Annotated in this window: 19 protein-coding genes; 9 read left to right on the top strand and 10 right to left on the bottom strand. The window is 43.8% G+C overall.

The features are described from left to right. Positions 1-103: 103 nt before the first annotated feature. Positions 104-1,123, bottom strand: a complete 1,020-nt coding sequence (locus tag EKM67_RS08065) for an aldose epimerase family protein (RefSeq protein ID WP_125578507.1) — start codon at positions 1,121-1,123, stop codon at positions 104-106. A gap of 1,281 nt (positions 1,124-2,404) precedes the next feature. Then, positions 2,405-3,034, bottom strand: coding sequence for an HAD family hydrolase (locus EKM67_RS08060; RefSeq protein WP_125578506.1), 630 nt, complete (start codon positions 3,032-3,034; stop codon positions 2,405-2,407). 456 nt (positions 3,035-3,490) lie between these two features. Here EKM67_RS08060 and EKM67_RS08055 point away from each other — a divergent pair, with 456 nt between their 5' ends. The 3 genes from EKM67_RS08055 to EKM67_RS08045 all read left to right on the top strand — a co-directional run bounded on the left by EKM67_RS08055 (position 3,491) and on the right by EKM67_RS08045 (position 5,717). Then, positions 3,491-4,033, top strand: a complete 543-nt coding sequence (locus EKM67_RS08055) for a cysteine hydrolase family protein (protein ID WP_125578505.1) — start codon at positions 3,491-3,493, stop codon at positions 4,031-4,033. Between the two features lie 100 nt (positions 4,034-4,133). Then, positions 4,134-4,988 carry a DUF368 domain-containing protein gene (locus EKM67_RS08050; protein ID WP_125578504.1) on the top strand — a complete coding sequence of 285 codons (855 nt, stop codon included), beginning with the start codon at positions 4,134-4,136 and terminating at the stop codon, positions 4,986-4,988. A 39-nt stretch (positions 4,989-5,027) separates the two neighbouring features. Next, entirely contained in the window at positions 5,028-5,717 is a 690-nt protein-coding gene (locus EKM67_RS08045) for a YjjG family noncanonical pyrimidine nucleotidase (RefSeq protein WP_125578503.1), read from the top strand. Positions 5,718-5,781: 64 nt separating this feature from the next. Here the strand turns inward: EKM67_RS08045 and EKM67_RS08040 are convergent, their stop codons facing one another. Together EKM67_RS08040 and EKM67_RS08035 are read right to left on the bottom strand one after the other, a co-directional pair. After that, positions 5,782-6,885: a DMT family transporter gene (locus tag EKM67_RS08040; protein WP_125578502.1), complete on the bottom strand. Its 1,104-nt coding sequence runs from the start codon at positions 6,883-6,885 to the stop codon at positions 5,782-5,784. 812 nt (positions 6,886-7,697) lie between these two features. After that, entirely contained in the window at positions 7,698-8,645 is a 948-nt protein-coding gene (locus EKM67_RS08035) for an AEC family transporter (protein ID WP_125578501.1), read from the bottom strand. A gap of 220 nt (positions 8,646-8,865) precedes the next feature. On the opposite strand from EKM67_RS08035, the gene EKM67_RS08030 reads away from it, so the two are divergent. The 4 genes from EKM67_RS08030 to helD all read left to right on the top strand — a co-directional run bounded on the left by EKM67_RS08030 (position 8,866) and on the right by helD (position 14,404). Next, the gene (locus tag EKM67_RS08030; RefSeq protein ID WP_164506614.1) at positions 8,866-10,080 is read left to right on the top strand and encodes a phthiocerol/phthiodiolone dimycocerosyl transferase family protein; all 1,215 of its coding nucleotides are present in this window, start codon (positions 8,866-8,868) and stop codon (positions 10,078-10,080) included. 479 nt (positions 10,081-10,559) lie between these two features. After that, positions 10,560-11,231 (top strand): hypothetical protein, encoded by a 672-nt coding sequence (locus EKM67_RS08025; protein WP_125578499.1) that lies wholly within the window; start codon positions 10,560-10,562, stop codon positions 11,229-11,231. A 402-nt stretch (positions 11,232-11,633) separates the two neighbouring features. Then, positions 11,634-12,071: a peptide-methionine (R)-S-oxide reductase MsrB gene (gene msrB, locus EKM67_RS08020; protein ID WP_125578498.1), complete on the top strand. Its 438-nt coding sequence runs from the start codon at positions 11,634-11,636 to the stop codon at positions 12,069-12,071. A gap of 50 nt (positions 12,072-12,121) precedes the next feature. After that, positions 12,122-14,404 carry an RNA polymerase recycling motor HelD gene (gene helD / locus EKM67_RS08015; RefSeq protein ID WP_125578497.1) on the top strand — a complete coding sequence of 761 codons (2,283 nt, stop codon included), beginning with the start codon at positions 12,122-12,124 and terminating at the stop codon, positions 14,402-14,404. Between the two features lie 475 nt (positions 14,405-14,879). On the opposite strand, the gene EKM67_RS08010 is transcribed toward helD, so the two are convergent. The 5 genes from EKM67_RS08010 to EKM67_RS07990 all read right to left on the bottom strand — a co-directional run bounded on the left by EKM67_RS08010 (position 14,880) and on the right by EKM67_RS07990 (position 21,315). After that, positions 14,880-15,548, bottom strand: coding sequence for a CPBP family glutamic-type intramembrane protease (locus tag EKM67_RS08010; RefSeq protein WP_125578496.1), 669 nt, complete (start codon positions 15,546-15,548; stop codon positions 14,880-14,882). 110 nt (positions 15,549-15,658) lie between these two features. Further along, positions 15,659-17,551 carry an ABC transporter ATP-binding protein gene (locus tag EKM67_RS08005; RefSeq protein ID WP_125578495.1) on the bottom strand — a complete coding sequence of 631 codons (1,893 nt, stop codon included), beginning with the start codon at positions 17,549-17,551 and terminating at the stop codon, positions 15,659-15,661. Continuing rightward, positions 17,548-19,389 (bottom strand): ABC transporter ATP-binding protein, encoded by a 1,842-nt coding sequence (locus tag EKM67_RS08000; RefSeq protein WP_164506613.1) that lies wholly within the window; start codon positions 19,387-19,389, stop codon positions 17,548-17,550. The genes EKM67_RS08005 and EKM67_RS08000 overlap by 4 nt, the downstream gene beginning before the upstream one ends. A 71-nt stretch (positions 19,390-19,460) precedes the next feature. Beyond that, complete coding sequence (locus EKM67_RS07995; protein WP_225417350.1) at positions 19,461-20,252, bottom strand: sensor histidine kinase; 792 nt, start codon at positions 20,250-20,252, stop codon at positions 19,461-19,463. Positions 20,253-20,601: 349 nt separating this feature from the next. Continuing rightward, entirely contained in the window at positions 20,602-21,315 is a 714-nt protein-coding gene (locus EKM67_RS07990) for a LytR/AlgR family response regulator transcription factor (protein WP_125578493.1), read from the bottom strand. A gap of 1,169 nt (positions 21,316-22,484) precedes the next feature. Between EKM67_RS07990 and trpS the strand changes: the two genes are divergently transcribed. Further along, the gene (gene trpS, locus EKM67_RS07985; RefSeq protein ID WP_125578492.1) at positions 22,485-23,501 is read left to right on the top strand and encodes a tryptophan--tRNA ligase; all 1,017 of its coding nucleotides are present in this window, start codon (positions 22,485-22,487) and stop codon (positions 23,499-23,501) included. Between the two features lie 439 nt (positions 23,502-23,940). On the opposite strand, the gene EKM67_RS07980 is transcribed toward trpS, so the two are convergent. Next, positions 23,941-24,417 (bottom strand): Dps family protein, encoded by a 477-nt coding sequence (locus EKM67_RS07980; protein WP_125578491.1) that lies wholly within the window; start codon positions 24,415-24,417, stop codon positions 23,941-23,943. Between the two features lie 224 nt (positions 24,418-24,641). Here EKM67_RS07980 and EKM67_RS07975 point away from each other — a divergent pair, with 224 nt between their 5' ends. Next, positions 24,642-26,009 carry an MATE family efflux transporter gene (locus tag EKM67_RS07975; protein WP_125578490.1) on the top strand — a complete coding sequence of 456 codons (1,368 nt, stop codon included), beginning with the start codon at positions 24,642-24,644 and terminating at the stop codon, positions 26,007-26,009. Positions 26,010-26,055 lie beyond the last annotated feature (46 nt).

The following is a 26,055-nucleotide window of genomic DNA, read 5'->3' as shown; positions in this document are numbered from 1 at the left end:
TGTCCTATTTATTTTGGCAAATAAAAACTGGTATTAGTTTTCACCAACACCAGAAAGTGTAGACCCGGTTAATTCTGGCTCCCGTTTTTGTGTGTGATCCTTTTTAGAACATGATCCGATATTTAGTTTGATAATGTTTCGTCTGACCTTTTTCAATCGAAAAATCGCCGAACCGTGAATCGAACACCGCATTTGGTGCAGTCTGCGCTTCGAGGGCGACGCCGACTTGTGGCTGACCCGTTCGACCAATGTAAGGTTGATCGGCGCCAAAGCTGTTGGCGGTGAATAAAACGATGGCATTGCGTTCTGTGTAAATTTCGACGCTAATATTTTGTTTGTTGTTTTCTAAAATGGCATCTGGCAAAGAATCGTCGTGATCGTCGAGAATATAAACGTCGTCGATTCCTTTTTCAGGGATACCTTGCAAACCGTCGATGGCAGAACCGATCAGTTTCAGATGGCGAAAATCGTAGGGCGTATTGGCGTTAGCAACGACTTTTCCAGTCGGAATTTTTTCATCGTCGAGTTCCAAATGTTCGCCGGAGCGCAAGTACAAGTTGAGATTGTTGACGTTGCGGTCATCGGCGTTTAAATTCCAGTAAGCGTGGCTCGTTGGATTGAATAAACTGAGCACGTTGCTAGTGGCTTTGTAGTCGATCAGGACCTGATTATCGTCGGTCAGTGTGTAAGTGATCGTCACGTCGAGATCGCCGGGAAAACTGTCATCTTCTTGCTTGATCTGGTGATCAAAAATAATCTGGTTGCCTTCGATGCGGCTATTCCAATTGATTTGGTTGAAGCCGTGAGGGCCGCCATGCAATGTGTTTTCGCCTTCGTTGGCGTCGACGTGATAAGTTTTGCCGGCCAGTGTGAATTCGCCTTTGCCAATTCGCCCAGCAGTGCGGCCGATCGACATGTTCAAATACTGGTTGGTCTCGACGTAATCCTCAACTTTAGGAAAATTGAGTAGTAAATTTTGCTTGCCATTTTTAGTTGGGACCAATAATTCGTACCAGTTGGCGCCGAATGATAAGCAAGAAATGCTCATGTTATTTTGGTTCGTGAGGGTTAATTTATAAATTGTTTCACCATTAAATTCTGAAAATACTTCTCTTTTTGACATGAATGGGTTTACTCCTTTAGTAGTCTGACTTTAGCATAGTTGGTCTGGGTGGTACTGTCAACGCTTTCAGAATAGAAAAAGTAAATTTAGGCAGGTTGTCTAAATTCGGTTGTGCGATATTCAAAATGGGCTAATAATGCGTGGCTAAAAATTCTGGTCTACCTGCGGCAGAAGTTGCTGTGGGGACGGCTGCAGGATTTCCAAAGTACGGAAATTCTTCCGCCTAAAATGTGAGCTCCGGAAAAACACCGGATCTCACATTTTCCCATTTTGTAAATTCGCAAAGACCGCTCATTAACAAAATTACCACTGCAATCCCACTATTTTCTTCCGCAGCTTCTGCCTAAACGTATTTTGGTTAGGCTAGGATCTGAATAACAAGGTTCCTCGAGCTTGATGGACATTGTTGCCTTTGCTTGGAATAGTTTTTTCTAGAAGGCCGGCCCCATATGTCCGTTGCGGAGTTTTTGCGAGAGCTTTTTATTCTGGTTTAATAAAGGTGATTAAAAATGTTGATCTCCCTGCGGCAGAAGTTGCTCCAGAAAATAGTGGGAGGTTGCTGTGGGGACGGCTGCAGGATTTCCAAAGACCGGAAATTCTTCCGCCTAAAATATGAGCTCCGGAAAACCGCCGGATCTCACATTTTCCCTTTCTGTAAACTCACAAAGACCGTTCGTTAACAGAAATACCACTGCAATCCCACTATTTTCTTCCGTAACTTCTGCCTAAACCTATTTTGGTTAGTGAAGGAGCCAAATAACAGGGTTCCGCAAACTCGATTTACATTGTTGTCTGGCTCTGAATAGTTCGCCTTTCGTCCTCTAAAGAAAAGTGTTGCGGTACAAGTCAGTCGCACAGAACGAGACGTTGACTGGAGTAACCACTATAAAGCTGCCGAGATGAGTCAGAACGCGGAAGAAAAAGTTGCGACTCGCAGTGAAATTGTTCTTGCGGAACCAAATAATTTCCTAAATAGTCTCGGATAAGTTGACCAATAATTCAAGCTATCCACAAAACCATAGTCCCGCTAGAACAAGGGTGATCTTCAAGACTTTTGTGGGCTTCAAAAGGCTTGAAGTCATCCCCACAGCGAGGCGCAACATTTTTCTGGAGCGTTCTGACGGAAGCAAACTAAATCCCACCTCACGCAAACAAAGCCTTCAAGAATCAGTCAGCGATTTTAAATGCAATCCACACAGCGAGGCACAACTATTTTCTGGAGCGTTCTGACGGAACCAAATCAATTCCTACGACAAGCAACCAAAGCCTTCAAAACTATTTTTACCGCACCAAGTCAATAATCTCTGCTGGCCGCGACAAATAATAATCCATTTCCTGGAACTGACCATGATCATGCGCGCCCCAAACCGCAAGCCCAAATTTGGCGTCAGCGCCTTTGGCCGCATCGAGATCAAATTTCGTATCGCCAATATACAAAGTTTCTTCGGCGGGGATCTGCGAAACCTCGATCATTTTCAAAATCGGTTCTGGATTTGGCTTGTGTTTTGTCGTATCGGATGACGTGACCACGTTTTTGAAATAAGGCAATAAACCAAGCGGACGAAAGACGTTTTCAAATTCGTCGGCGGTTTTTGACGTGACGATGCCTAGCTCAACGTTGTATTGTGGCAAAGTTTTCAGCGTGTTGGTGATGCCGGGGAAAATGCCCACGAGCGATGAAAATTCTGGAAAAGCCGCGTACCATTCGCTTAAAACGGTGGGGATCTCCTCGTCGGAAATGCCTAGTGCTTTGAGGCCGTCAACGGCGGTGATGCCGTAGATTGCCACGACTTGTTCGTAGGTGAAATTCAGTTGATGTTTTTCATTGAGCACCTTGAGTAGCGCGTTCATATAAGCTTTTTCGGTGTCGATGAGCGTGCCGTCGATATCGAAGACTACATTTTTGATCATAATTAATTAACCTCCAAAAGTTGCAATTCAATTCTTATTTTAACATAGCCTCTTTGATTCCAGTGCTGAGAAGGTCGACAAAAGTGACACGGACACGGGTGAAAATGAGTTTGAAAAACCAAACGATTTTCTGTTGAACGATTTATTTCGCCACCGTTTACTTTCTCGCTTGTCAATTCGCGGTAGACTTGCGATAATAGGTTTAATTTGACTGGCCACTGAAATTTCCGTTTAACGGCACTAAGCATTTGATTTAAAAGCGAATCAAGTGCTTAGTGCTGTTAATACTCGATTTCAAAGCGTGGCGACTCACAACATATAATCGTGTTCGCTGCCACTGAAATTTCCGTTTAACGACACTAAGCATTTGATTTAAAAGCGAATCAAAGTGCTTAGTGTCGTTAATACTCAATTTCAAAACGTGGCGCTCACAACTAATTTGAGGAGTGAAACTTGATGCGTGGATTAGTGGTAATTGACTATACCAACGATTTTGTGGCGACGGATGGCGCACTGACGACTGGCGAGCCTGGGCAGTTGATTGAAGATCAATTGGTTTCGGTGGCTGCAGATTTCGTTAAGCAGCAGGATTTCGTGGTGATGGCGGTTGATCGGCATGATTTGCACGATGACTTTCATCCTGAAAATAAATTATTTCCGCCGCATAATCTGGCAAATACGCCAGGTCGCGAACTTTACGGATCTTTAAACGATTATTATCAGGCGCACCAAGCCGAAATTTATTGGCTGGATAAACGGCACTATTCTGCGTTTTGTGGTACGGATTTAGATGTTCGTTTGCGCGAGCGTCGCATTACCGAGTTGCATTTGGTGGGTGTGTGCACGGATATTTGTGTGCTGCACACGGCGGTGGACGCGTATAATTTGGGTTACGAAATCGTGATCCATGAAAAGGCCGTTGCGAGTTTTGATGCGCAGGGTCACGAGTGGGCGTTGCGCCATTTCAAAAATTCGCTAGGCGCGCAAATTGTTGATTAGGATTTGAATCGGCGCACGCAACCAATTCAGTCGAAAGACGGAGCGGTTGCACGAATAGTCATGATATAATTTTAACTAAATAAAAGAATGAGGATGCGAGATGGCAGATTGGATTTTACGGTTTATTAAAGGAATTTTTATTGGGTCTGGTTTCATTTTGCCCGGCGTCAGTGGTGGCGCGTTGGCCGCGGTGTTCGGCGTTTATGAAAAGATCATCGCTTTTCTGGCTCATATCACCAAAGATTTCAAGAAAAATGTCATTTATTTCATCCCGCTTGGCTTGGGTGGTGTCGCCGGCGTTTTCGTTTTCTCGTTTCTAGTCAGTTTCGCGCTGGGTCAGTATGAAAATCAGATTCTGTGGTTCTTCGTCGGTGCGATCGTCGGAACGGTGCCGGTTTTGTGGCGTCAGGCGGGTAAAAAAGGGCGGCAAACGAAACACTATTTGATTTTAAGCTTCACTTTTGTAATCAGTTTGGCGTTTCTGATTTATGGCGAGCAACTTTTTGGCGATGGCGTTCCTCAGAACTTCGGGACTTGGTTATTGGCCGGCTTTTTAATGGGCTTAGGGATGATCATTCCCGGCTTGAGTCCCTCCAACTTTTTGGTGTACATGGGCATGTACAAAGACATGGCTGACGGCATCAAGACGATGGATCTCAGCGTGATTTTGCCTATCGTGATCGGTGGCGTCGTTTCGGTGCTACTCTTGTCGAAAATTGCCGACTATATTTTCCAGCGTGCTTATGCAGGCATGTTCCATTTCATTCTCGGTGTCGTTTTTTCTTCGACCGTGATGATCATTCCGTTCGGCGCTCACTTTACTTTTCTGCAAATTCTGGCGTCGATCGCCTTATTTATCGCCGGTGCCGCGTTAAGTTTCTGGATGAGCCAGCTTGAAGACAAGTATCAAACGCCGGAAGCGAGTGCCTTAGCAGAAACGGATGTTAAAAATTAAGACCTTTTTCTAACATAATTAAATTTAGGAGCTTTGCTGATGTATAAATATTTGTTATTCGACGTTGATGATACTTTGTTAGATTTCCATGCGGCCGAAGATTCTGCGCTGCAATTGATGTTCGATCAATTACAACTCACAATGACGCCAACGATCAAGCAGCGTTACGAACTCATCAACCAAGGTTTGTGGCAACAATTCGAACGTAAGGAAATAGATCGCGAGACCATTTTCGCCAATCGTTTTCCGCAATTATTCCGAGAATTTAGTCTGGCCGATGAAACGATCAGCGCGCAAGCCGAGCAACTGTTCCGAGCAGGCTTGAATCAAGGTCACGAGAAAATTCCTTACGCACAAGAATTGTTGAGCCAATTGCAAGCAGCCCAGAAATTTGAACTGTATATTGTTTCTAACGGCGTTGCTAAAACCCAGCAGTTACGCTTGACCGCCAGTGGATTGGCACCTTATTTCAACGATATCTTCGTTTCAGAAGCGCTCGGTTTTCAAAAACCGGCAATTCAATTCTTCGAAAAAGTCGAGGTTGCCATCGATCACTTCGAACCCGAGCAAGCGTTGATCATTGGCGACTCGCTCACGTCCGATATTCAGGGTGGCATTAACGCCGGTATCCAAACAGTTTGGTTCAATCCGCAGCATCAAGTTGCCAAGGCGATTCAACCAACGTATGAAATTGACGCACTACCACAATTATTACAAGTTGTTCAATAAAATCTAAAAAAGAATAGGGTCCAAATCGGTCAGATGTGACCGATTTGGACCCTATTCTTTTAAATTAGTCGTCTATTTCGTTGATACTTTTAGAAAGGGACTTGTTTTTAACGGCCGCTTCTTTTCGGTCGAGTTCACTTTTAACATCGGCGACTTCGGTAGCAATCGCTTGATCGGCGCGCTCGCCTTCGTCTTCGATCGTTTCCAGATAATCTTCGTGGACCATCGTATTTTCAGCGGTAACCGCACGTTGACCGACGAAGCTGACGACAGAGCCGACCACGATCACGCCGATACCGATCCAAGTGTTCAACAGAATGGCTTCATGCAAGATGATCAGCGCCATGATCGGTGCCAAGACAGGCTTGATGAAGAAAACCAACGAAGCAGTCGCCACATCGGAACGCTCCATAGCAATGAAGTAAGTGGCAAAGCCGATCCCAGTCACGCCGATTCCCAAATAAAGGATCATAGCGATCGTGTTCAAATTGATCCCGGCAAAATAGGGGATCATCGCAAAATTAGCCGTGAGGGGATTTTGATTTAAAACTTCTGCAACCATTGGTAAATGACTCAACGCCATCAATACGGCCAATTCCAAACTCCCAAAAATAAACGTGAAGCTGGTAATGGTGACCCCGTCGAAATGCTCGGTCTGCGAAACTTTGCGCGAAATAATACTATAGAAACCAAACGTAACGGCAGAAAGTAAGGCGAGAATCATGCCCAACGGATTAGTCAGATGGAATGGGTTCATGATGATCAGTAAACCTAAGACAGAAATGACTACGGAGATCAGGTTTGGCCGTGATAAAGTTTCATGCAGAATTAGATAAGAAAATAATAGCGCGAAAACAGGGTTAGAGCTGAAGACAACGGCGGCGATCGAGGCCTTGCCGTACATAACCGCTAATTGGAATAGGGTCATGCTGATCAGGACGCAAATCAAACCTGTGAGCGCAAAACTGCCGATGGCGCGGCGGTCGATTTTTAATTTCTTTTTGATGATCGAGTGGATGGCAAGTGGTAGTAGGAAAATGCCACCGATCAAAAATCGGAGGAAATTCAATTGGATCGCGTTGAAGGAGCTGCCCGCGAGTTTGAGCATGATTTCCATGGAGCTGAAGAGGAATGTTGAGAGTAGAATTAACAAAAAAGTTTTTCGCAAAATAAACACCTTTCATTTTTTAGAGTGCGCTAAGTTAACTGGATTTTCAGTTGCTTGGTGCATGATTTTGGTTGAGAAAAATAACATGATGGGGGATGAATCTACCTTCGGCAGAAGTTGCTCCAGAAAATAGTGGGAGGTTGCTGTGGGGACGGCTGCAGGATTTCCAAAGTACGGAAATTCTTCCGCCTAAAATGTGAGCTCCGGAAAATCGCCGGATCTCACATTTCCCCTTTCTGTAAATTCGCAAAGTACGCTCATTAACAGAAATACCACTGCAATCCCACTATTTTCTTCCGCAACTTCTGCCTAAACTTATTTCGTTTAGTGAAGGATCTGAATAACAGGGTTCCTCAAATTTGATTAACATTGTTGCCTGTACTTTAAATAGTTTTTCTAAAAAGTCGGAACGATGATCAAGTCCGCCTTTCGTCTTCTACAAAAAACAGTTGCGGTATAAATCAGTCGCACAGGACTAGACGTTGACTGGAACGACCACTATAAAACTGCCGAGATGAGTCAGAACGCGGAAGAAAAAGTTGCGACTCGCAGTGAAATTGTTCTTGCGGGACCAAATAATTTCCTAAATGTTCTCAGATAAGTTGACTAACAATGCAGTTACCCACAAAACCCAAGTCCCGCTAGAACAAGGGTGATCTTCAAGACTTTTGTGCTTTTCAAAAGGCTTGAAGTCATCCCCACAGCGAGGCGCAACTATTTTCTGGAGCGTTCTGACGGAACCACACTAAATCCAACCTCACGCAAGCAAAGCCTTCATGAACTGATTTTGCTTTCAAAAGGTGTTCAGTTTTTCAATGCACATTCTGAATCAGCACCATCAAAATCGGGATCACGATCATGCTGATCAGCGTGCTCTCCGTAACCATGATCGCCGCGTAGTCGGCGTCTGCACCGTACAATTTTGCAACGACCGGCGCGTTGGTCATGACTGGCATGGCTGCCTGGATGATGAAAACTTGTTTCAGCAAAATCGGCAGTGGACTCAGACTAACTAATATGGCCATCACCAGCGGTGCGGCGATGAAACGGCCGGCGAGAATTCCTAGGCTATCTTTATTGATCGTCAAACGGGAAAGACCCACTAACGCCAATTGAATGCCGATGAAGAACATCGACAGCGGAATCGTTAAGTTGCCGATGTATTGCGCATCCGACAAAATAAATCCGGGCAGTTTGATATTCAATAGGACGAAAACAACGCCGATCATGAAACCGAGTAGAGGCGGTGAAAAAACTTTCTTTAAAGTCGCAACTAAATTGAAAGGCTCTTTCACGCGTCCGTCCAGTTTGATCAAGTAGACGCCTAACGTCCAGAAGAAAAACGTGTTGGCCATGTAATAAACGAGGACATAAGGGAGGCTGTCTTGTCCGAACAACGCCATGTTTACGGGTAGGCCGACGAAAATCGTGTTGGAATTGAAGAACATGGATTTGAAGAGGCCACTTTTGCGCGGATCGATATGTAATAATTTCACCACTGGAAAGGATAGGGCGAACAAAATCAGCATTGAAATAACTGGGAAACGTAAGTCCGGCAGTAAGGCAATCAGTTCTTTTTTCGAGAAGCGGGTCATGATCGTGGTCATCATATAGAGTGGCAGCGCCAGTTGCGTGACGAGTTTGGCGATCAGTCGGCTGATCGACTCGGTGAACCAACCGATCTTGGTCAGGACATAGCCGACGACGATCATCACGAGAATTGTCAGCACACCAGACAGACTATTTAGAAAAATACTCATCGTTTTCATCCCCATAATCTGTATAAACGTCCTTTAGCATAGCACTTTTATGTAAATCATTTCAAGGCGAATTGCGAGTTTACACGCCAGTTTTCAAAGAAACACGCTTCAATTTTATGCAACTGAATTGCGTGTTAGTGGTCTTTAAAACGCTCACAAGTGTTAAACTGAAATCAAACGTCAAATTTTCTGAATTTACATGAGTCATAAGGAGCGCATTATGCAGAAAACTTATCAAGGTGAGCCTTTAGATATCATCCACACGGTTGGGTTGGACACCGTTTATCCGGTCGTTCGCTGCCAAATCGATTTCGCTAAATCGCTAACGCTAAATCGATTGGCAAATGCCGTGCAGAAAGTCAGCAAGATTATTCCGGAGATCTTCTGCCGTTACGAAATTCAACGCAATGCTTTTATTCCCGTCACCGAAAACGCCACCGATTTAATTCGGATCGACGTCGCGGAACCCGATACGGATGCGGCCACGTGGGATCTGATGACCGAACCACAATTGCGAATTTATTGGCAAACAGTCGAACAGAAGACGCGACTTATTTTTTACATCAGTCATATTCTGGCCGATGGCGCCGGCAGTAAGCAATTATTGGCGTTGATTGCGCGCGCCTACCGCCAAGATCAACCTGCCTTAACAGGCGTCGTCAATCATCAGGAAATCGATTGGTTGATCAAATTAGTCGCCGCGCATTCGGCGAGTCAGCGACCAGTTGACCATCCTGCACAACCCTTGATGTTGCCACCAATAAAAAGCACCGAGCCACAGAAATATCGGGTGGGATCACTAACGCTGACTAAGAAGGAGACCACCAATTTATTGAGTTCGGCGCGCGAGCAGCATGTGACCGTCAATGACGTGGTGATGACCGCTTTTGGCCGCGTCATTCAGCAGTTAGCCGGCGTCGAGCGCATCGCCTTGGCTTGCCCCACCGATATGCGGCCGTTGAATCCGACGCCAGTTGGCGGTTATCAAATCGCTAATTTAACATCACGGTATAATTTCGACGTGGCGGTGGCTGCTACGGATTCATTTGCGACCATCGTACAAAAAGTCCACGCTGAGATGGCGCAAAACAAAAAGAACCACCAGTGTTTCGACTCGATCCAAGGTTTACTCGATCAATATCAGCACGCACCACTCGCAATGCTTCAACAAACAATTCAAGCCAATTATCATATGCGCTCGATTGCGTATACAAATTTCGGTGTATTAAATGCAGCCGATCTGAATTTTGGCGAGGTGCCGATCGAAAGCCTGACGATCACGGGTGGGTTCAGACGCATGCCGAATTTTCAAATTGCCGTCGGTACTTTTGCGGATCGATTAACGCTGGCGTTTAATATGATCGGCACGGACGCAGAATTTGATCAGGGCCTCAGGATCGCGAAACAAATGGCAGAACTGATTCAGATTTTCTAAAAATTTAAGCAGCTTGCTTTTGTTATCGGGAGAATGATTGTAATTTCATCTCGTTGCCGGGAAAGAACCATGAATAAGAGTAGCAAGACTTGTTAACTGCAGTAAAGTAGATTACGTGATATTACGCAACATTAACTTCCAATTATGTAGAAAAGAATTATTGCGATGGAGATTCAACTTTAGTAGCCACGTTTGCTAATGGCGGTTGATAGCGATTAGTTGAATTATTTGGTTAACTGTGTCAAAAACGAAAATGTCACTCATTTCACGTCTGCGTCCAATCTGGGTAGAATGGCAACACCAGAAAGTGTAGAACCGACAAAATAACCGGTCTCTCGAAAGAGAGGCCGGTTATTTTTGTCTGGAAGATTTTTAAATTGCAGTTCTAAAACGCGTTAATTTTTTTGACGTGCTTTTTATCAGCGAGGTTATGATACAATCGAGTTATTGGTTACTAAACTTTTTCTTGGGGGATCATTATGACAACTCGGTTGACGGTTCGTCAGCAAATTTTCTACTTCGTTATTTCAATTGTGCTTAATGGGATCGGTAATGGGTTAACGGTTGCGCTCAATCTAGGTAGCGCACTGTGGACGGCTTCAGCGGTCAATATTTCGCACGCGAGCCATTTGCCACTGAATGCCATTATGATGTTGATTGCGCTGTTCGCGATTCTGGTTAACATCGGTTTGCGCGGTCGGGTTAGTTTCCGCGCGATTCTGGGAAATATCATCTTTGCCTTACCCTTCAGTTATTTAGTGGGGTGGTTCAGTAGCTTCTTCATGCAAACCCCAGTCGTGGATTTACCCTTGGTGGCACGTGTGCTGCTCGATTTCGTGGGGATTGGCCTGATCGGTATTGCAATCTCAATCTATCAACGTTTGAACATTGTTTTGCATCCCACAGATGAAATGATGCAGTTAGTTCGTTTCAAGTGGCTGCACGGAAATGCGTGGAAAGCGCAGATCAGTTCGTTTATACCACCGATGATTGCGATCATGATTACATTTTTGCTGACCCATCAACTCTACGCGATCAATTTAGGAACGGCTTTTTCGTTAATTTTCCAAGGTTATATCATCGGTTTAGCCGACGTGGTTATTTTCCCCAAGTTGAAACACCAGCACCTGATGCAAAATCCAGACAAATAAAAAAAGTGTTTCTTGTCAGTCGCGACTTCATAAAAGAAGTTCGACGTCAAAAAGAAACACTTTTTTCATCTTAAAATAAGTTCAATCGGGATAATTGGCGAGTTTCGTGATCGCTCGTGTGACGAAGGCGGCCGATAAGAAGAAAACCATCGCAACGGGCATTATGATCCATAAAAGTTTACGCATGAATTCATCTCCATGAAGCGCTTAATTAATTCTACTATAGCACATGCCCGTCAAAAGTAACATTGATATGATGCGCACGGTCAAAATTGATGATGAAAGCTGATCAGTAGTTCGAAAAACTTGACGTGTGGGTGTGTTCGGCTCAATATAGATAAACAACCAAAAAAATAATGCTTAAATTTTGCGTGTGAATTTTAAAAAGAAGGGTGAAAAATAATGACTGAAAATAAAGACGAATTAAAAAAGCGCATCGGTGAAGAGGCTTATAACGTCACCCAATCAGCTGCCACTGAACGACCATTTACAGGGAAATATGATGATTTCGACGAGCCGGGTATTTATGTCGATGTGGTCGATGGCAAGCCTTTGTTTAGCTCGACTGATAAATATGACGCGGGTTGTGGCTGGCCGTCATTCACACACCCGATCGATCAGAAACAGATCAAACAGCACCTCGACCAATCTTTTGGCATGGCGCGCACCGAAGTCCGAAGTCAGAATGCTGATTCTCATTTGGGACACGTTTTTACCGACGGTCCTACTGAAGCGGGTGGCTTACGGTATTGCATTAATTCTGCGGCACTGAAATTCATTCCCGTCGCCGAATTGGCAGCAGAAGGTTACAGCCAATATTTACCACTGTTTGAAAAATAACACGATTTACGTTTGGAACCAATTGAGTTTGGCATGAGGGGAGTCCAGAAATGTTTGCACCAACAGATCGGCAATTTGAACAGGAACGTGTGAAACAAATTGCCCAAGAAATTGCCAAGCAGCAACAAGAAACTGCTGATAAATTAGCGAATGCAGAACACGAAACACATTTGATCGAACAAAATTATGGCGACACCGCCAAGATCAACACCATGGAAATCGATGACCAAATGGAAACCAACGCTTCTGTCCAACAGCAGAAACAATTAGTTGCGTTGTCGGTGGAAAACCAGGCCATTTTGATGAACAAAGCGAATCGACTGCAACGTTTGCAAGACTCGCCTTATTTTGGACGGATCGATATTGAAGATGGTGGACAGGACACGCTCTATATTGGCACGGCGTCGTTGATCGTGGATGAAGACGAATTTCTGATTTATGATTGGCGCTCGCCCATTGCCGGGATTTATTATAACGGGACGTTAGGGAAAGTTGGTTATCAGACGCCGATGGGCCCGCAGCAGGCTGATTTACGCGGTAAGCGCCAATTTAATATTCAGCAAGATCAAATCATCAATATGTTCGACACCAGCGAAACCATCGGCGATGAAATTTTGCAACAAGTTTTAGGCGACGAGGCCAGCTTGTACATGCAAAATATTGTGGCGACGATCCAGCGAGAGCAAAACGATATCATTCGCAATACGGATGCGGATATTTTAGTCGTGCAAGGAGCCGCGGGTTCTGGCAAAACGTCGGCGATTTTACAGCGTGTCGCTTATTTGTTGTATCACAGTCGCACGCAACTTGATTCTGATCAGATCATTATGTTCTCACCGAATCATTTATTCAGTAATTATATTTCGCATGTCTTACCCAGTCTTGGCGAGAAAAATATGCGACAGGTGACGCTGAACGAATTTTTCGTGCAACGATTGAGTGGTCTGAACGTAGAGGACCGTTTCACCCGATTTGAACGCGATCAGGTCTCGCTGCCGGAAACTACGAAGCAAATGCGTCGTTATTTAGAAAGTACCGCTATGATGACCGCCATTGATGAAAAACTGCGAATCGCGCAACCAGATTTGTATTTCAATGATTTGGTTTTGGACGGGGAAGTTGTGATCTCGCAGCAACAAGTGCGTGAGATTTATCAACGCGTTAACCCACATGCGAATTTGGCGGAGAAAATTCTGCAAACGAAGAATAAATTGATTCGTCTGTTGCAGCGAAAAGTTCGCGAGCTAGCCGATTCCGATTGGGCACAAGAACAATTGGATCTGTTGTCCGAATCGGATTATCAGGATCTGGTCTTGGAACACCAATTCAGTTCGGCCAATGCAGAACAAGTTTATTTAGCCAAGCAAGTTGCCCGCCAAAAACTTTATCCGATTTACGAAGCCATTTATAATAATTATTTTCTCGATTTGGAACAACAATATTTAGACTTGCTAGATCAATTGCAACCAGCGCAGATCAGTGCTGCAGCCTGGCGATCACGCACTGAAAGTGTCCGGTCGCATTTTGAACGCCATCAGATTCAATTGAGCGACGTCGCGCCTTATCTATATTTGCGCGATCGATTAACAGGCGGCGGTCAAAATCGGCGGATCCAATACTTGTTTGTCGATGAAATGCAGGATTATTCTGCAGCGCAACTCTTTTATATGCAGCACGCTTTTCCACTGGCGAAGATGACGTTGCTCGGCGATTATGCCCAGGACCTTTTTGCGGCCAATTATCAGCCGAAGTCGATTATTGAGACGGTACAAGAATTATTCCCTCAGAAAAAAATCAAATTGCATGAGCTGAATAATAGTTATCGATCCACGATTCAGATCACGGATTTTGCGGGTGCTTTGTTGCCTGAGCATGACCAAATTATCGCCTTCAATCGACCCGGTCCCAAACCGGAATTGATCGTTTGTCCGCGCTTGCTTGATCTGAATCGTGAATTAAGTCAAGCCTGCACGCGATTGATCGATGAATATGGCATGATCGCGATTTTAACTAAGACGCAAGCGGAAGCCGAACAGATTTTTGCCACCTTGCAAATCGATGCCGAAGTTACCTTGATGACCGAAAATAAACGGCGGTTGCATCATGGCGTGATGATCATGCCGATTTATTTGGCCAAGGGGTTAGAATTCGACGCCGTTATTGGCTACAATGTGTCGCAGGACTCGTTTGGTCAGGCAGGGGATCACCAAATTTTGTATACGATTGCTTCACGCGCGATGCACGAATTGATTTTGTTGTCGCTAGGCACGCCGACGAAAATTATTACCGACTTGCCTGGTGAGCTCTATCAAATTGGCAATCAAGTTTGCTAGGAACAATTCGATTTGGTTCCGGCAGTCGCTGGGTCGGTGGCAGTTACAGGCTCACTGTGGGGCCGTCTGCAGGTTTTTCCAAGTGCGGGAAAAATCTTCCGACTTAATTCTGAGCCCCACAAAACGGGTCTCAGAATTGCCCATGCTGTAAACTCACGAAGACCGTTCGTTAACACCATTGTCACTGTGGCCTGTAACTGCCACCGACCCAGCGACTGCCTCAACTTGAATTAGTTTAGTAGTCACTCTGAATAACGGGGCGCCTAGGCGTGAACGATTGATTCAAATGAGATAAAAAAGTGCGGATCAAATTTTAACTAGCAATTTCAAAACGATTTGGCAGAACGCGGAAGAAAACAGCGTCCCCACAGAAGCAGTCGCTGTTTTCTGGAGCATTCTTGCCGCAGGTAGACAAAATAGTTCAGCACAATTAAAAATAACCCACCAAATTTGGTGGGTTACTTTTTCATATCATCTAAGCAAGGACAATCATTAATATCGCACTGAAAATGTTTAAGCAAATTGGTACTTCCAAACGTCGCGTGTAAAGGTAGCTGAGTGAGAATAGACACCCCAGTGAGAATTGCAGGAAAATCGGCATGAACGAGGTTTGAAATTGTAGGGCCGCGAAGATCGCGCCACTGAATAACATGCCCAAAATTGTATTGGCAATTGTCGAGCGCCGGAAAAGATAATTAAAGAAAAATCCAGTCGCAACAAATTGTTGTAAAACCGGTAAGGCGATCCCGACAATCAAAATATTTAACCAGAAGCCCATATCGTTGATGTCGAACTTATTGGCGGTATTGGCGAATTGGGGAATTGACCCAGAAACTTGCAACCAACCGACAACTAGATTTAAGCCGCCAACGATCAAGACGAGTAAGAATAAGAATCCGAAGGCATTACTTAAAACTTCGGGTCGCGAATTTGATCCGCTCGAGAAATAACGTTGTTCTAAATTAAATTGCCGAATGAAAAATAGTAGGCTTAACGCAGTGGCAGCTAAACATAAAACTAGAAAGATGCCGGAAATTTTCCCTTGGTCAAACGTCATGTCTTTCAGCCATGTGGTGACTAAAACTAAAGCGATGAAAATGACGTAGCGTACCAAGTTCCCAAATAATGATGCTGGACTTTTCATATTCTCAATCCCCACCGATGCTTTTGTATGGTTTCACTATTTATGAGCATACCTTAACCGGCACCGGAATGCGACTACTGACACGAACTCTTAAAAGTTTCTAAAGCATTTTAGGAAATGGCGAAGGTATCATCGGCCGTTTTGCGCTCAGCAGTAATTTTATCTTCGGTATAATACTGGGCCTGGGCATTGAAGAGCTCGCGGTAAAGACCATCTTGCTGCATCAAAGCCTGGTGGGTGCCATCTTGGATCAGCTGACCTTGATCCATCACAATAATCCGTTGAGAAAACTGGGTCGAACTCATTCGGTGAGAAATATAAATGGCGGTTTTATTGCCGATCAGTTCATCGAAACGTTGATAAATTTCATATTCGGAAATTGGATCCAATGCTGCCGTTGGTTCGTCTAAAATAATGATCGGTGCGTCTTTATACCAAGCGCGGGCGATGGCCATTTTTTGAGCTTCACCGCCAGAAATTTCAATCCCGTTCGCATCCAGGTTGTGAGTGAGGGGAGTGTTGATTTTCGCAGGCATTTCGTAGACGCGCTTTTTCACGTCGGCAATATCTAGGCTCTGCCAAACGCGTGATTCATCGAATTCTTGATTGGCGCTGATATTTTCGGCCAATGAATAGGCGAATAATTTAAAGTCTTGGAAAACGACACCGAGTAAACTGCGATATTCTGTTAAATCATACTTTTGAATATCGATACCGTTTAAAGTGATCACGCCTTCTGTCGGGGTGAATAAACGTGTCAGTAACTTGATCAGGGTAGTTTTACCGGAACCGTTTTTACCAACGATGGCCAAACGTTCACCGACATTGAGCGTCAAGTTGACGTGGCGCAAGACCCAAACATCGGAATCGGGATATTTAAAGGACACATCTTGAAACTGGAGCTCGAAATCGTTGTCGTCGCGTTTCTCGACCGGCAAAGTACCAGCAGTCTGATCATCCGGCATGTTGAGAAAATCGACGTAGTATTGGAGATAGTGGATCATGTTGATGTAGTAACCAATTTCGCGGACCAAATCGCTAGTTGCCGACAAAAATTGATGCAGGTAACCAACCGCGGTGACTACATAACTTAGTGCGATGGCACCGACAATGACTTTGATGCCAACCAGTAAATATAATCCGCCCATGAAAAGGTTGGCCAGTATTTCTGGGATAGCTGAATGACGATACATTTTTAGTTGACTATGATAAAAGGTGTCCTGTGTATCATACAAATTAAAATCGGCGATCTTCATCAACAGAGGTTGTAAATGATATAACCGGGTCAAACGGCCGTGTTGATATTGATCGAAGAAACGAGCGAAGTAACCAAATTTACGATTGTTACCCGCAACTTTAGTAATCATGTCTTGCTGAATTTGGTTACTACGTTTAACGGAATGCCAAGCAGTTAACCCCGGAGCAATCAATAAGACTAAAATTAGTAAATAAAACCAAATTGAATTACTGAAATTTGCTAAAGCAGTTGTTTGATTAGTATGTTGCGAAACGAGCACGATGATGGTCGAGAGTGCAAAAATCAAGGAGATAATAAACGAGAACATTTGAGTGATACCAGTATTGAAGAAAGTATCGATGCCGCCAGTGAAAGTCTCGCCATCAATTGCGGTTTGGTACGCTTGCCGGATTTTCGGATCGTTTAGATCGGCAAAGCGAATCTTGAGCATTTTTTCCGCTGCAGCACTGTCGAATCGATAGTGTAGACGAGTGCGAGAATCTGTGGCTAACTTTGAAAAATAACGAAAACCGATCATTGCGACTGCGCGAACTACCAAATATAAAATTAACAGAGAGAAGATTTGATCAGAAGAATGTGCGAGTTGATTTAGGAAAAGTCCCAAGAAGAGGAAGTCAAGATAAGGCGAAAGCAATTGGGCAAAGGCGGCTAGGAAATGATAGATCAAAATTTTAGGTTCCATTTTTTGAGTCAACTTAAGTAATTGCCAGAATTGTTGACCAATATTTTTTTCGGTTGATTTCATTTTGCAACCTCCTGTTCTGGATCCTGAGTTTGATAATATTTACTTTGTACTTCGTAAACGTGGGCATATTCGCCGTGTAATGCCATCAATTCTTCATGTGTACCAGATTCGTGTAATTCACCGTGATCCAGGTAAAGAATATTATCGCAGAAGCGCGTCGAAGAGAGTCGATGTGAAATGAAGAGGGAAGTTTTTGCGAAAGTCATGGCAGCATATTGTCGGTACATTTCGTTCTCAGCAATCGGATCAAGTGCGGCGGTTGGTTCGTCGAGGATTAAGATGGGTGCGTTTTTATAAAGTGCTCGCGCCAACATTAATTTTTGAATTTGACCGCCAGAAAATTCGATTCCGTCAGAATCAATATAGCGCGTCATGGGTGCTGATAATTTTTGGGGAAGTTTTTCGACGAGTTCAACCAAGCCAACTTCTTTCAAAATTTGCCAAATCCGTTTTTCATCGGGTTCGATCGACATACTGATATTTTGAGCCAACGTGAGTGCCATGATAATTGAATCCTGAAAGACAGGGGCAAATAATGCGAATTGTTCTTCTGTTGTTAAGGCGCTCGTTTCAACTTGATTGATCAGGACACGGCCGCTTGTTGGTTTAAGCAATCCCATCATTAACTGCGTAATCGTTGTTTTTCCAGCACCGTTGGCACCAACGAGGGCTAATTTTTGACCGGCATCAATTTTGAAGGACAAATTTTTAATTGTTGCGGTTGTCGCTTTTGGATAACAATAAGTGACCTGATCGAATTGAATTGTCATCGGTTGTTGTTTAAGCTGATTGCGTTGTGCCGTGGTCAATTGACTGGTTGTGTCCGATTGCGGCAAGTCCAGGAATTGGCGTACTTCCTGCAAATCAACGCTGGCCTTCTGCAGGGTGTTGAGATCCTCGATAAATTGTGAGACCAACTGTGAAAATTGACTCATCGTCGTGAAAAATAAAGTGAGTTGAGTGGCAGTAATATTCTTAGCAATGATTTGAAAGGCCAAGTAAAGATAGGCAAAGCCGTCACGCACTAAAGTAGCAAAATCACTGATCAAATCGCTGACCAATTGTGTGGTCGATTGTTTTTGTTGCCAATGGTTTAATTGTTGCCGATTTTCTTCGAAGTGCTGATGATACCACGCAGACATTTGATAAAGGCGAACATCTTTGCCGTTCTCAATCGCGTAGGCGTTTTGACTTAAATATTTCTGCTTACGTTGCAGTTCATCACGGGTGTGGTGATTAGCCGCATACCAACGACGATAACGCTGTAACATCAAGTAGCTGATCAAGCCAGAGAAGACCAGCAACACGAAAATTAAAGGGGTAAAAAATGAAATGGTGATCAACAAGACGAGTAAAGTTAAAATATCACGGGTCAGACCTTCAACCCCGAAATAGAAGGCTTGTCCACCGGCTAACGTCCAGCCCGTACCGTTACGAGTTGCCGCATCAAATAATTGTTGTGTGTCCGGATTTTCTAATAATTGATAATCGATCGCCATAATTTTCGAATTCAGATAATTTGCCATCCGCATACGTGGTGCTGTACTTCGATCGGTACCATAAATGTCGACTAAGCCATGAAGGACAGTTGTGACCGTAATTCCGACAACAATGCTGATGATCACTGTCGCGAAATAGGGCAGCGATGATTTTTGAGTGAGAAGTTGTACCACAAGCGTCGGTAAAACGATTGTCCCCACATTCAATAGTGTTTCTGAAATTGCGATACCAATGATCGCCGCAATTAAACCGGGTTTGGTTTTGAAAACAATTCCCCAATAGAAATGCCAGTTATCCGCAAATGAATAATGTTTGCGTGTTTCTTTCTGTTCAGCCATGTTCATGACCTCCTTAATATCATCATCTTACAAAAAAACGACTTCAACGAGTCGTTTTTGACGCCAATGGTTTATTTTTCAGCGTGAATGGCAGCTAACGGCAACATAATTTCCGTGACAAAAACACCGGGTTGATATTGGCGGTTGATCATGCCCGAATAATTGGCGACGAGGTGATTGATGCGGCGGATGCCGAGCCCGCGTTTGTCGTTCTTGGTGGAGGCATATTCTGGATCGATTATCTGCGTGTCGGGTCGGCTATTGGTGATGGAAATATAAAGTTGTTGTTTGAGAATAGAGATGTACACGCGCAAGAGCTTTTTTTCACCCGTAGCTTGCTCGCTAATGGCTTCTATGGCATTGTCCATCAAGTTACCAATGATCACGACTAAATCGACGTCATCGATCAATGGCTGCGTTCCCACGAAGACTTTTACATTGGTGGGGATGTTTAATTTCTCCGCCAGCGTTAGCTTACTATTGACGACTGCGTCAAGTACAGGATTACCGGAGTGAACGACGGGGTCGACTTCTTCGAGCTTATCTTCCAGGTCATCCAAATAATGGCGTGCTTCTTTGACTTGTTGCTGGTCTAAATAGGCCTTTAAAGTTTGCAAGTGATCGTGATAATCATGGCGCCAACCGCGCATGCCTTCATACAACGACTGCACTTCTTGCGTGTAGTTGGTCATCATTTTGTCCAAGGAGCGTGCGAAAACCATATCGGTCTCTTGAAAAAGGTAGTGGATCAGACTGGTGGTGATCAACGTCATCAATCCAGCCAACACGACAAAAATAAATTGCAACGTGGGAGAGACAACCAAAAATAGCGTTAAGATCAGCACATCGAAGATTAATGTCATGATGTTGAGCGGCAAGTAGTGTTGTTGTGTGCGCAACTCATAAAAGTTGAGGCTCAGCGTGAATAGGAGCAATACCCACGACAGCCAAGAAAAGGATAACAAGCTGACGAGTCCGGCTAAAATTAACCAACTGATTGTGATGATAATATCTGGTAATTTATTTTTTGCTCGAAAGATTCGGATGACATAAAAAATAGCGAGTCCGAGAAAATAAATGGTCAGCGCAATTGGATTGTAAGTCGCAGCTACTCCAATTAAAACCACGCTGAATTCGACGACGGCTTTTTTGACGGTCAGTGGCCAGTAATGGTGGATAAACCAGAGCGCAAGAATCAGTGTGAAAGTTAATTTAGAATAGATCATCATGTGCAAGACCTCGATAATGAGCAAGAAAAGCTTGCTTGACTGGCGTATGTTGCTGGCGCGAAACCGGCAGTGTGGTACCGTCATTTAAGGTGAGTGCGTTATTCGTCAGTTGACTAATAAAACTCAGATTGACGATCAGCGACCGATAAATTTGAATGAAATCGGCGGTCAGTTGCGGCTGAATTTCTTTTAATTGCGCATTGATCTGATAAGTTTTTGTTTGTGTGTGGATATTGATCTGATGATTCTGCACTTCAAAATAAATGATGTCGAACAAAGGTATTTTGATGGACTCATTATCAATTTCGGCGAGGAAATAAGCGACTTGAGTTTGCAGCTCGACTTTTTGTAGGAGTGCGGTTAATTTGTCGGCGGTCAAAGGCTTCATGATATAGCCAAGCGCGCCCACATCGTAGCCGTCGAAAACGTAATCGTCATAATTGCTGAGAAAAGCGAGTGCGACTTGTGGATCAGATTTCCTGATTTTTCGGGCGACTGTCATGCCATCTTGGCCGCCGAGTTGAATGTCCAACAAGATCAGGTCGAAATTTTGTGTTTCAGAAAATTCGAACAGAAAAGCTTCACCACTATTGAAACAAGTGGCGTTGATCGGCTGGCTCGCTGAATCGATCGCAGTTAGTAGAGTGATGATCTGTTGTTGGGTTTGGTGATTGTCTTCGACAATGGCAATTTTCATGTGGTTCACCTCGTACTTTGATTATAGCGAATAATTTATGTATTGTCTGAGAAAATTATGAAATTTATTTGCAGGGCTCAAAATATTATCTACTTTCGACCTAAACTTGATTTAGTTTAGCGTAGGACTTGAATAACAGGGTTCCTGGAAGTTGATTCTCAAGGTAGCCTTTAATCCAAATAACAAAATAAAAATTGTGATGAATTTCAAATCTGCGCAAAATAACACACGACCAATTTTAAAATAGGCGCCGATTAGGCTAAAAAAGCTGATAACCTAGTGTTTCGAGCGAAAGATTGCGCCTATTTTAAAATTTGTCGTGTGTCTAAATTGGTAATTTCCGTTTTGCGCATTAAACATTTAGAAAGCTAAATTAAACACGCGACGTTAAATATATCGAGCTCTTCTGAATAGACGAGGCGAAATTTGTGGTGGGAACTGGGACTGCAGTGGTATTTCTGTTAACGAGCGGGGTTGGCAAGTTTACAGAAAGGGGAAATATGAGATCCGGCGGTTTTCCGGAGCTCACATTTCAGGCGGAAAACTTTTGGCGCTCTTCCAAAAGCTTGGAGCCGTCCCCACAGCAGTTTCCCAGTTCTCACCACAAATTTCGCCGGAACCACACAAAATCCACCCAATCGGAGATTGAATCTTTTTAGTACAAACCGAAAAGCTTGGAGCCGTCCCCACAGCAGTTTCCCAGTTCCCACCACAAATTTCGCCGGAACCACACAATCTACTTTTCGCCAACTTGACTTTTTCCTAATAATTATCTATGATGACGTTAATAAATGCCGATGAGGTCTAGGAATAAGTACGATAAATTGTCTTCACAGAGAGTCGTGGCTAGCTGCAAACACGACACCATAATTTATCTGAATGGATCCTAATGTAGTCAGTGGCGCAAGTCCTGACGGAACACGACGCCTTAAGTCGTTCGAGTTGGCGTGTAAACGCAACTTAGGTGGTACCGCGGAAAAAACTTCGTCCTATTGTGATTATTCACAATAGGACTTTTTGTATCTTGTTATTTTTTTCGGTGAGAACTGGAATTAACGGCTCATTTGGTTTGTATCATTAGTTCTATGTGCTTAAGATCCTGGTTACTTTGTATCATTGAGTTTTGCTTGCTTAGAAACTTAGTTAATTTTAATTATGGAGGAATAGATATGGCAAAGAAAACTATTTTAACGGCGGATCGGCCAACTGGTAAATTACACATTGGACATTATTTAGGCTCGTTGAAAAATCGCGTGGCTTTACAGAATTCCGGCGATTACAACACGTTTATTATGATTGCTGATGTTCAGGCGATGACCGATAATGCGCGCAATCCAGAAAAAATTCGTAACAGTTTGATCGAAGTTGCGCTGGATTATCTGGCGGTGGGGATCGATCCTGCCAAGTCGACGATTTTAGTGCAGTCACAAATTCCTGCGTTGAATGAATTAACCATGTATTTTCTAGATTTAGTCACTGTTTCGCGGCTCGAACGTAATCCGACCGTTAAAAGTGAGATCCAACAAAAAGCGTTTGGTCAATCGATTCCTGCTGGCTTTTTAGTTTATCCTGTCAGTGAAACTGCCGATATCACCGCCTTTAAAGCCGATACCGTCCCAGTTGGCGATGATCAGGAGCCAATGATGGAGCAAGCGCGCGAAATTGTCCGCACTTTTAATACGACTTATAACACAGATGTTTTGGTTGAACCTCAGGGCTATTTTCCACCCAAGGGTCAGGGACGCTTGCCTGGCTTGGACGGCAATGCCAAGATGAGCAAGTCACTGAACAATGCCATTTATTTGTCAGACAGTGCAGATGAGTTACGCCAGAAAGTCATGTCGATGTATACCGATCCTGGACACATTCACGTTTCAGATCCCGGTAAAGTTGAAGGCAACATGGTTTTTACGTATCTCGATATTTTCGACCCTGATCAAGCACATGTTGCCGAATTGAAAGCCGAATATCAAGCAGGTGGCTTAGGTGACGTCAAAATTAAACGATATCTCAATGAAGTTCTAGAAAATGAATTCGGTCCGATCCGCGCCCGCCGTGAAGAATTCGCCAAAGATATTCCCGCAGTTTACGAAATGTTAAAACAAGGTAGCATTAAAGCCAATGAAGTTGCAGAGCAAACCCTGCAAGAAGTCAGAAACGCAATTGGATTGAATTATTTTAACTAGAGTGCGATGGGCAACGGTTGAAATTGAGGATTAACGCGACTCATTCAAAAATCCGTTTTTGGATTTATGAATGAGTTCGTTAACCGGAAATTTCAGTTGCACAGAGCACGTTTCAATTAGAGTGCGAAACAACACGGGTGAAATCTACGACTAAGATAGCTAAAACAAAAAATTGGTACTTTAATTTCTTGTTTTAGCTTCTTAGACGTCAGATTTCAGTGTTGTGTAACACGTTTTAACTAGAGTGTGAATAGCCATGGGTTGAAAGCGAGGATTAACTTCGAGCCAGACTAAAATCCGGTTTGTGGATTTCAGTCTGGCTCAAGTTAACTGCAACTTTCAATGGCTATGAGCACGTTTCCGCAAAAAGCAAGCCTGAAATCTATTAACTAGATTTCAGGCTTGCTTTAGTATTTCATAAAAATTTGAGCTTCTAAACCTAAGCTTGAGCGTCTTGATCTAAGAATGCATTTAACGTCCAAATGTTTTTATCGATTGCTGCTTTAAAACCGTTGAGCATGTCTTGCGTTGGCCAATCTTTCTCGCTGTCAGAAATTTCCATGCCTTTTTCATATTGGTCACGTAAATATTTGAATTGATCAGTCAAACGTTGCATATAGTCGGTTAAAGAATATTTGCCGAATTTGCCGGGTTCTTCTGGTAAACCAGTGTGGTCGATAAATTCGTGAGTTGTTGAAAATGGGGCGCCACCGATTGCAATCAAGCGTTCAGCAATTTCGTCGAGTTGGTCGTTCAATTGATCCATATACTCGTCCATTAAAGGATGTAGGCGGAAAAATTCGCGACCGCGCATATACCAGTGAGTTTGGTGGATATTAACAGTCAGTTGACTGATGTCAGCCACCAGTTGGTTCAATTGTATCTTGGTTTGTGGATAATCATATTCTTTTGTCATTCGCAAAACCTCCATTTTGAATTCAAGTTCATCATATCAATCTCCGTATTTTTTCTCAAAGAAAACGATTTATTTTCTAGAATATCTAGGCGAATAACCTTTAATTTATTCCTGAACATGCTACAATATTTTAAGATTGATTTTTAAATTAATGATTTTAGGGATGTTTGGTGAAAAAGTGGCCGTTTTAGTAGCTTGATGATTGCCAAATTTGGAGGATTCCATTGCGTGATTTAACGAAGGGCAAACCAATTGTCCAAATTATATTTTTTACGATTCCATTATTGATCGGTAATATTTTCCAGCAGGTCTATACACTTTCTGACACGATCATTGTCGGGCGCACGATCGGTGTGAAGGCACTGGCTGCGGTGGGGGCCACGGGTAGTCTGTCGTTCTTGATTATCGGAATCGCGCAGGGGGCGACGAATGGATTCGCCATCATTGCCGCCCGGCGATACGGTGCCGGCGATTTGCGCGGGGTCAAGCGGAGTTTTGCCACCAGTATCGTCATTAGTTTGGCGCTTTCGTTGATTTTATCCGTGATCGGGTTAACTTTTTGTGGGGAAATTCTGCGATTGATGCAAACGCCTAGTGATATTATTGCGAATTCGTACACGTTTTTAAGTATTCAATTTGGTGGTATTTTCGCGATTGTGGCTTATAATTTGTTTGCTAATATGATTCGCGCCATGGGCAATAGTCGCACGCCACTGTACTTTTTAATTTTTGCCTGTGTGATCAACATCGGTTTGGAATTACTCTTTATCGTTGTCTTTAAGTGGGGAATCGCGGGTGCTTCGTTTGCAACGTTGCTGGCCCAATTCATTTCTGCAGTCATGTGTTTGGTTTTCATCTATCGATCGTTTCCACTTCTGCAAGTTTCCAAGGAAGATTTCAAGCTCACGGGTGCCGATGTGAAAGAACATTTACGCATGGGATTGCCGATGGGTTTCCAATCTTCGATCATCGCGATCGGCTCGGTCATCTTACAATTGATGTTAAATACCTTGGGTTCAAACGCAGTCGCAGCTTATACAGCGGCCGGGCGAATCGATAGTTTGGCAACGATGCCGGCGATGTCGTTTGGGATCACGATGGCTACTTTTGCCGCACAAAATTTAGGGGCGCGCGAATTTGGTCGGATCAGAACTGGTGTCCGGCAAACTTTAGGTGTGTCGGTATTATTTTCGGTGGTGACTGGGGCGTTAATTATTATCTTTGGACGGCCATTGGTCAATACTTTTATTGGTAGCGGGCAACCGATCGTGACGAGTACGGCACAAACTTATTTTCACTTCAACAGTAGTTTGTATTGGTTGCTTTCAATTCTTTACGTCGTGCGCTACACGTTGCAGGGATTGGGACAAAGTTTGGTCCCGACGCTGGCCGGTGTGATGGAATTATTAATGCGGACCTTTGCTGGGTTAGTGCTCGTGGGCATGTTTGGTTTTGCGGGTGCTAGTATGGCTAATCCATTGGCCTGGGCAGGATCATTGCTCGTACTGATCAGCTCGTATGTGCGGACGATGCGTCACTTGCGGTCATTGGAAAACACGACCCCAGAAGATTTATGGGTCTTTGTCAAATAGTGTTGGTGGAGATTTATGAGCGATATCTGAATTTACAGATATCGCT

The sequence above is a fragment of the Lapidilactobacillus mulanensis genome (assembly GCF_003946215.1).
Lineage (GTDB): Bacteria > Bacillota > Bacilli > Lactobacillales > Lactobacillaceae > Lapidilactobacillus > Lapidilactobacillus mulanensis.
The sequence above is the reverse complement of the archived record's forward strand: the minus strand, read 5'-3'. Positions and strand labels throughout refer to the sequence as shown.

Bases quoted from the DNA above. Each gene is read 5' to 3' on its own strand.
- trpS (WP_125578492.1), top strand. From the start codon at position 22,485: ATGGCAAAGAAAACTATTTTAACGGCGGATCGGCCAACTGGTAAATTA.
- EKM67_RS08045 (WP_125578503.1), top strand. From the start codon at position 5,028: ATGTATAAATATTTGTTATTCGACGTTGATGATACTTTGTTAGATTTC.
- EKM67_RS08060 (WP_125578506.1), bottom strand. From the start codon at position 3,034: ATGATCAAAAATGTAGTCTTCGATATCGACGGCACGCTCATCGACACC.
- EKM67_RS08025 (WP_125578499.1), top strand. From the start codon at position 10,560: ATGACAACTCGGTTGACGGTTCGTCAGCAAATTTTCTACTTCGTTATT.
- EKM67_RS08005 (WP_125578495.1), bottom strand. From the start codon at position 17,551: ATGAAATCAACCGAAAAAAATATTGGTCAACAATTCTGGCAATTACTT.
- EKM67_RS08030 (WP_164506614.1), top strand. From the start codon at position 8,866: ATGCAGAAAACTTATCAAGGTGAGCCTTTAGATATCATCCACACGGTT.
- EKM67_RS08035 (WP_125578501.1), bottom strand. From the start codon at position 8,645: ATGAGTATTTTTCTAAATAGTCTGTCTGGTGTGCTGACAATTCTCGTG.
- EKM67_RS08055 (WP_125578505.1), top strand. From the start codon at position 3,491: ATGCGTGGATTAGTGGTAATTGACTATACCAACGATTTTGTGGCGACG.
- EKM67_RS07980 (WP_125578491.1), bottom strand. From the start codon at position 24,417: ATGACAAAAGAATATGATTATCCACAAACCAAGATACAATTGAACCAA.
- EKM67_RS08000 (WP_164506613.1), bottom strand. From the start codon at position 19,389: ATGGCTGAACAGAAAGAAACACGCAAACATTATTCATTTGCGGATAAC.
- EKM67_RS08010 (WP_125578496.1), bottom strand. From the start codon at position 15,548: ATGAAAAGTCCAGCATCATTATTTGGGAACTTGGTACGCTACGTCATT.
- EKM67_RS08050 (WP_125578504.1), top strand. From the start codon at position 4,134: ATGGCAGATTGGATTTTACGGTTTATTAAAGGAATTTTTATTGGGTCT.
- msrB (WP_125578498.1), top strand. From the start codon at position 11,634: ATGACTGAAAATAAAGACGAATTAAAAAAGCGCATCGGTGAAGAGGCT.
- EKM67_RS07990 (WP_125578493.1), bottom strand. From the start codon at position 21,315: ATGAAAATTGCCATTGTCGAAGACAATCACCAAACCCAACAACAGATC.
- EKM67_RS07995 (WP_225417350.1), bottom strand. From the start codon at position 20,252: ATGACATTAATCTTCGATGTGCTGATCTTAACGCTATTTTTGGTTGTC.
- helD (WP_125578497.1), top strand. From the start codon at position 12,122: ATGTTTGCACCAACAGATCGGCAATTTGAACAGGAACGTGTGAAACAA.
- EKM67_RS08065 (WP_125578507.1), bottom strand. From the start codon at position 1,123: ATGTCAAAAAGAGAAGTATTTTCAGAATTTAATGGTGAAACAATTTAT.